This is a genomic window from Streptomyces auratus (assembly GCF_050433025.1).
Taxonomy (GTDB): Bacteria; Actinomycetota; Actinomycetes; order Streptomycetales; family Streptomycetaceae; genus Streptomyces; species Streptomyces sioyaensis.
The window spans coordinates 3,754,729-3,761,900 of sequence record NZ_JBNGCB010000003.1 but is presented as its reverse complement, the minus strand read 5'-3'; the positions used below and the strand labels follow the sequence as shown (position 1 = coordinate 3,761,900).

At 70.0% G+C, this 7,172-nt stretch carries 4 protein-coding genes; 2 read left to right on the top strand and 2 right to left on the bottom strand.

Features of this window, described 5'->3' with window-relative positions:
* Positions 1 to 156: 156 nt before the first annotated feature.
* Positions 157 to 1,569 (top strand): NDP-hexose 2,3-dehydratase family protein, encoded by a 1,413-nt coding sequence (locus BKA18_RS36035; protein WP_429638753.1) that lies wholly within the window; start codon positions 157 to 159, stop codon positions 1,567 to 1,569.
* Positions 1,570 to 1,702: 133 nt separating this feature from the next.
* Here the strand turns inward: BKA18_RS36035 and BKA18_RS36030 are convergent, their stop codons facing one another.
* Entirely contained in the window at positions 1,703 to 2,329 is a 627-nt protein-coding gene (locus BKA18_RS36030) for a TetR/AcrR family transcriptional regulator (protein WP_366045090.1), read from the bottom strand.
* A gap of 44 nt (positions 2,330 to 2,373) precedes the next feature.
* Positions 2,374 to 3,147, bottom strand: coding sequence for a FadR/GntR family transcriptional regulator (locus BKA18_RS36025; protein WP_366045089.1), 774 nt, complete (start codon positions 3,145 to 3,147; stop codon positions 2,374 to 2,376).
* A gap of 1,044 nt (positions 3,148 to 4,191) precedes the next feature.
* On the opposite strand from BKA18_RS36025, the gene BKA18_RS36020 reads away from it, so the two are divergent.
* A complete protein-coding gene (locus BKA18_RS36020) occupies positions 4,192 to 7,011 on the top strand; it encodes a helix-turn-helix transcriptional regulator (RefSeq protein WP_366045088.1) in 2,820 nt (939 codons plus the stop codon).
* Positions 7,012 to 7,172 lie beyond the last annotated feature (161 nt).

Genomic DNA, 7,172 nt, shown 5'->3' with positions numbered 1-7,172 from the left:
TCCCGGGTACCGGGGTGCACCGGCCGCCGCCCGGCGTCGGGGACGAGCCGCAGAGACTAGGTGAATGCCAGGACTCCCCGGTGCAGGCTGCGGGAGGAGAGGTCGGCGGCCGTCGGTGCCGTACACACATCAGCGTGGAGGGGCGCAGTAATGCATATGGACAGCACAGTGGAGCCCTTGCACTCACCCTGCTCCGCAGTGTCTTCCCGGCGGGCGGTGTCACTGTCGTCCCGGCTGGCCGCCTCCGCGCTGGCCATCGAGGGCGGGGTGATGAGCAATGAGGCGTTCCACGCGTGGTTCGAGGAGCGGCAGCACACCCATGCGCTCCAGGTCAGCCGGATACCCTTCGAGGAACTGCGGGGCTGGGGCTTTGCTCCCGACACCGGAAACCTGCGGCATGACAGCGGGCGCTTCTTCTCCATCGAGGGCCTCCTGGTCCGCTCCGACTACGGGCCGGTCCGCGAATGGTGCCAGCCGATCATCCACCAGCCGGAGATCGGTGTGCTGGGCATCGCGGTCCGGGAGATCGACGGGGTGCTGCACGCTCTGATGCAGGCCAAGCCGGAGCCGGGGAACGCCAATGGGGTGCAACTTTCCCCCACGGTGCAGGCCACCAAGAGCAACTACACGCGGGTGCACGGCGGTTCGTCCGTGCCGTACATGGACTGCTTCATCGATCCCGATCCGCGGCGGGTGCTGGCCGATGTGCTCCAGTCCGAGCAGGGATCGTGGTTCTTCCGGAAGCGCAACCGCAACATGGTGGTGGAGGTGGGCCCCGAGGTCGAGGCGGGCGAGGACTTCTGCTGGGTCACCCTGGGCCAGCTCGGTGCGCTGCTGCGGCAGCCCGATCTGGTGAACATGGACGCCCGCACGGTGCTGTCCTGCATCCCCGACTGGCGCGCGGGTTCGTCGACGGCCAATGCCGGGCTGCACTCCGATACGGAGCTGCGCAGCTGGGTCACGACGCGACGGGCCCGGCACGAGATCAGCACCGAGCCGCTGCCGCTGCGCAAGGCCGAGGGCTGGCGCCGCTCGCCGGAGGCGATCTCGCATGAGAGCGGGCTCTTCTTCAGCATCGTCGCCGTCGATGTCAGCTCGCACCGACGCGAGGTTCCCGCCTGGTCGCAGCCGCTGCTCGCACCGCACGGTCTGGGGATGGCCGCGCTGCTGGTGAAGCGGATCGGCGGCGTGCCGCATGCGCTGCTGAGCGCCCGGGTGGAGCCGGGTTTCCTCGATGTGGTGGAGCTGGGGCCCACCGTGCAGTGCACTCCGCAGAGCTATGCCCATCTTCCCGCCGGGGACCGTCCCCGTTATCTCGATGCCGTGCTGGAGTCGGACCGCCGTCCGGAGCGGACGCTCTTCGATGCCGTGCTGTCGGAGGAGGGCGGCCGCTTCCTCGACGCCCGCAGCCGCTATCTGATCGTCGAAGTGGACGAGGACTTCCCGACCGAGACGCCCGAGGACTTCCGGTGGGTGACACTGTGTCAGATCAACGAGCTGCTGAAGCACAGCCACTATCTGAATGTGCAGGCCAGGACCCTGGTCGCGGCGATGAGGACGCTGCCGTAGCCGGACCGGAGGGGCGCCGCACCGGCACTACGGGCGGCTTCGGAGTGCCAGTGCCCGCCGTGTTCCCGGCACGCGTGAGGACGGCACGGGCTTCCTGCGCGCGCCGGGACGACGCGGGGCGGCCCGGCGTCGTTCAGGAGGCGGACCGGGTAGCGCGGTCGAAGATGTCGGCGAGCTTGCTGCCGTAGCTTTCGAGGTCGACGCCGGGGGTGAGCATGTGGTGCCGAAGGGTGTTGTCGATGGCCCCGCGGATGGCCACGGCCATCACCCGCGGCTCGACGTCCGCGAACTCCCCGGCGGCCAGCCCCTTGTCGAGACAGTCCACGAGGGCGTCGATGGATGCGGTGGCCTGGTTGATGGCGCCGACGGGGACGTTGTCGCGGTCCCGGGTGCCGATGATGATCTCGGCCAGGGCGAGGGTGTGCCCGGGGTACTTCGCCATGAAGTCGAGATTGGACTCGATATAGGCGCGGAGCTTTGCCCGGTAGGTCTGCGCGTGCTGTACGCGGGGCCCGACGAACTCCTCGGCGGCCCGCAGGACCGTGGCCACCACCTCGTCGAAGAGCTCGGCCTTGCCGGCGAAGTAGTACGAGATCATGCCCGTGCTGCTCAGGCCGGCCCGTTGGGCGATCTTGCTGAACGAGGTGTTGGGGTAGCCGTGCTCCGCCACCGTGTCGATGGCCGCTCGCACGATCTGGGCGCGCCTGGCCTCCTCGGTGAAGGTCCGGCCGCCGTGCTCACTCACCCTCTTCGCACTCACGAGCAAAAAGTAGCATAAGCAAGCAAGACGCGGTGGTCTGCCGGTTATGGGATCTCCGAAGCCCCCGCGCACCGGCAGCTCGGGGCGGCGGTGCGGGCATCGGCGCCGGGTCCCGTACGGACCGGCCGGACGATGGTGCTCAACGCCGACTCGACATGTTCGAGGTGCGCGGTCATGGCCCGCACGGCGCCCTCCTCGGAGCGCTCGACGATCGCCTCGACGATGGCGCGGTGCTCCCGGTTCGACTGCTCGCGGCGGTCCCTGGCCAGCATGTCGAGAAAGGTGGACTGCCGGGCCAGGGCATCCCGGATCTCCTCAATCACCTTACGGAACACGGGGTTTCCGGCCGCCTGGGCGATGGAGATGTGGAACAGGGTGTCCAGGGCGACCCAGGCCGTGGTGTCGGTCTGCCGCTCCATCCGTACGAGCAGCCGGTCGAGGAGATCCAGGTCGTCCTGGGTGCGCCGGGTGGCGGCATAGGCGGCGACCGGGATCTCGACGTGCCGGCGGACCTCGACGAGGTCGCGGGAGGAGTACGCACCGAAGGTCGGGTCTTCCGTAGCGCCCGGCGAGGCGACGTAGGTCCCCTTGCCGGCACGGGAGGCCGTCAGCCCCAAGGCCTGCATGGCGCGGAGGGCTTCGCGGACGACGGAGCGGCTCACTTCGAAGCGCTGACCGAGCTCCGCCTCCGAGGGGAGCTTGTCGCCGACGACGTAGTCGCCGCGCTCGATGGCGCCACGCAGGTCGCTCAGCACGGCCTCCATCGCATTGACGCGCCGAGCGGGAAGCCGTGCTGTCCTGCTGTCCAGGTCGACCATGCTCGCATCCTGTGGTCGCGCTGCGAAACGCGTCAACGAGCCCCGGGGACTTCTGCGTTTTTCCCTAGAAGAGTGGCCGACCGCGATCACCCGAGGTCAGGGCACCGGGCACGACCTGCGTCGACACAAGAGGGGACGTTTGGCAGTGCAGAACGGGCCGTTGGCCCGGTTGACACCTCTCACCTGGCGTTCGACGATGCGTCGTGAACTTGTCAGACAGCCGGACAGGCACGACTGAGAGGTTCGGTTCCGGCTGCCCGTTCACCACCCCTCGGCGCGGCGGCCGGACCGGCACAACCCCCGGCCCGGCCACAAGCCGCGGCCACCGCCGGCGGAGGAGAAGCCTCAGATTCTCCTCAAGAGCCTCGCAGCGCACCGGAGATGGGTGCGTAATATAGGTCACACCGTTACGGCCCGGCAGTCTCCCCGACGGAATTCTGCTTTGCCCTCACCATGCGATCCATGGTGCCGGCACCGCTCGGCCCCCGAGGCCGCACCGAGTCCGAACCTCCCGCGAAAACTTTCCTGAGGGACGCCGTTCACAGCCACATTTCCTTTCCCCGGAGAGGCTACCGCCGAGTATTTCCGCACGGCCCTCCCGGGATCCGCCGGGGTGTGCCTCCGATTGCCGCCCCAGCGCACCGTTCCACGCCCCTGAGAGGGGTTCTCAGAATGATGTGGCAACCTTGAACACAGCGAATGACGAAATACCCGTGAACCGCACTGCCGTTGGAAGGTGAACGCAGACAGGAAGCACAGCAGAAACCAGCTCACCGCTATCCACGCCGGGCGCTCGGCGTGAGCGGCAAAAACCCAGCAGGCTCCTCGACCGCACTGCCCAGCCGGATTTTTGCGCTTCCTGCCCCTCCTCCAGCGCCACCTACGGCGGCATGTCCGTAGCCCTACGCACCCTGTGCGCCGAGCGCCGACGGCGGTGCGGCCGGGAGATCCCCGGTACCGCTCCCCCGCTTGCCTGCACCGCGTGCGACACCCTCGGCACACGCCGCCGCGACAAAGCTCGCGGTCTGAAGGGATCTGAACCTGATGTTGCTGGACCGCGATGCTGAACTGGACCTGACGGCCACCGCCCTGAGAAGCGGACGAGGCGCTCTGGTGCTGGTCAGCGGTCCGTTGGGGGTAGGCAAATCAGCGCTCCTCGACGGCATCAGCGCGCTCGGCGCGGCGCAGGGGGCCCAGCACCTGCGGGTGAGCGCGGCCCCGATGGAGCGGGACTTCTCCCTCGGAGTCGTCCGCCAGCTCCTGGAGCCGGCGCTGCGGCAGGCTTCGCCGGAGACGAGGGCGCGATGGGCCTCGGGCGACGCGGGCCCTGCGTGCAGCGCACTGGAGGCCGGCCGGCCCGGCGGCGCCGGAGCATCGCAGACCGTCGTGGGCGGCCTCACCGCACTCCTGGCGAACATGGCCCATGACCAGCCCGTTCTGATGCTCGTCGACGAGCTGCAATGGGCGGACCCGGCGACCCTCGAATGGCTGCTTCACCTGAGCGGGCGGCTGGCCGACCTGCCGGTGGTGCTGGTGTGTGCGGTCCGCGAGGGCGACACCCTCACCGGACACCCGGCGGTCCAGGAGATCGTCCGACAGGCCACGCACACCCTGCGCCCCGGGAACCTGGGTCTGCAGGACACCCACGAGCTGATCCGGCGGTATTACGGGGAAGCGCCGGACGAGGCGTTCGCGGCGGCCTGCCACCAGGCCACCGGCGGCAATCCGCTGTTCCTGAGCTGCCTGCTGGCGGATGCGGCGCCCCGGAGCCTCCGGCCCACCGCGGACAACGCCGAGGAGGTGGCCGCGCTCCGGCCGGCCTCGCTGCAACACCGGCTGATGCTCCGCCTGGACGCGCGATCGAAGCAGGTCAGGAGGGTTGCCCGGGCAGTGGCCGTGCTCGGCGACGCCACGAACCTACAGCTGCTGAGCAGGCTGGCCGAGGTGGACTCCACCGGGCTGGATCATGCCCTGCGGCAGCTGACGGATCTCGGCCTGACGACCGGCATGCAGCGGCCCCGGTTCGTCCACGCCCTCGTGCAGTCGGCAGTGGCGGAGGGCATCCCCCTGGAGGAACGGACCGCCATGCATGCGCTGGCGGCCGAGTCGCTGCACCGGGCCGGCCGGCCGCCCGAGCAGGTGGCCAGGCATCTGATGACCCTGACGACACCGACGTACGCCTGGGCCACCGAGGTGCTGCGCGCGGCGGCCTTTGCCGCGCAGCGCAGGGGCGCGCCCGAGGTCGCCGCGAGCTATCTGCGGCGCGCACTGATGGGCAGCTCACCGGACCACGACCGGGCGGAGCTGCTGATCGACCTGGCCACGGCGGAGCGCAGCTTCGCCCCGTACGCCTCCGTGCGGCACATCGCCCAGGCCGTTTTGCTGTGCGACGGACCCATTCAGCGCGCGCAGGCCGTGGTGCGGCTGGCCCCCAGCGCGTTCGCCTCGACGCTGCTGCCCGTCCACGAGCTGCTGCGCGAGGCGGCGGACGCGCTGGGGCCCGGGGAGCGGCTGGAGGGATCGGACCGGGAGCTGGCACTGCGCCTGGAGGCCCGGGTCCGGCAGTCGACGCTGCCGGAGCCGGAGCAACTGGCCGACTCCGTGGCCCGCCTCGTCGGTCTGGGCCCCGAGCCGAGGACCGAGACGGTGGCCGAGCGGGAGCTGCTCGCCCCGCTGCTGGGTGCCGCGACGTTCTCCAACGCGCTGCCCGCCCATGAGGTGGCACAACTGGCGAACCGCGTCCTCCGGCACGAGCCGGCCGTGCCCGCGCATGTGCACACCACGATGCCGCTGCTGGTGGCCAGCCTCGTGGCCGCGGACTCCGTCGACGAGCTGGATTCCTGGCTCGGTGCGGTCCAGGAGAACGCGGCGGGTCGGCAGACGCGCGTGGAGCGGGCCATGATCGGCACCGAGCAGGCGCTCGTCTCGCTGGCCCGTGGCCGGCTGACCCAGGCCAAGGAGCAGGCGCTCGCGGCCTTCGAGCTGGCCGGGGCGAAGCACGAGGAGGTCTTCACCCTGTCGTCGATGACCCTCGCCGCCTGCGCGATCCTCACCGGTGACCACCAGCTCGCCGACCGGCTGATCGCCGTCAAATACCGGGCGGAGGAAGATCCCTACGTGTGGTCGGGGCTGGCCATGCTGAAGGGGCAGAGCGCGGCGCGGAAGGGCGATCTGGACGCCGCACTGGGCTGCTTCCTCGACGCCGGGCGCCGTCTTGAGCAGTGCGGATGGCTCAATCCGGCGCTGCTGCCCTGGGCCTCGGCCGCCGCGTTCCTGCACCTCTACCTCGGCGAACACAAGCAGGCCAGGGAGCTGAGTGCGCTGGAGGTGGAGCGGGCCCGTGTCTGGGGTGCGCCGGGGCCGCTCGGCCGGGCGCTGCGCGTGCACAGCCATATGGTCGAGGGCCCGGGCAGCGCAGAGGTGCTGCGGGAGGCGGTGGACGTGCTGCATCTGTCCGCCAACCGCTTCGAGCTGTGCCAGGCCCTGCTGGATCTCGGCGAGCACCTCGGCCCGGCCGACGCCCGTGGCCGTGCGGCGCTGCGTCAGGCCCGCGCGGAGGCGGTCGGGTGTGACACCCCCTGGCTGGCCCGCCGGGCGGAGGAACTGCTCGCCGAGGCACCGCCGGACCCGGAGGCCGCACGCGGTCAACTCACCCCCGCGGAGCGGAAGGTCGCCGAGCAGGCCGCCTCGGGGCGCACGAACCAGATGATCGCCGACGAGTTGAACATCACGTGCCGCGCCGTGGAAAAGCATCTGACGAATTGTTACCGCAAGATGTCAATTCCGGGGCGCGCGCATCTCTCTGCCGCATTGGAAGAACTCGACCGGCAGCCCGACTCGTCCGGCGCGGCGGCGCCTTACTGACCCGCCCCGTCCTCGTCTTTGTGGTATCGGCCGGCGCCGCCAAGCGGTGCCGGCCTCTCTCAACAATCCGGTCATGACAAAGAGTTATTGCTACCGCACCGTATTGACACCGAACCACCGAACCCAGACACCACAGTGTTTTGCTATTTGCCACATGTCGC

Coding starts and splice junctions, on each gene's coding strand:
- BKA18_RS36035 (WP_429638753.1), top strand. CDS start 157: ATGGACAGCACAGTGGAGCCCTTGCACTCACCCTGCTCCGCAGTGTCT.
- BKA18_RS36025 (WP_366045089.1), bottom strand. CDS start 3,147: ATGGTCGACCTGGACAGCAGGACAGCACGGCTTCCCGCTCGGCGCGTC.
- BKA18_RS36020 (WP_366045088.1), top strand. CDS start 4,192: ATGTTGCTGGACCGCGATGCTGAACTGGACCTGACGGCCACCGCCCTG.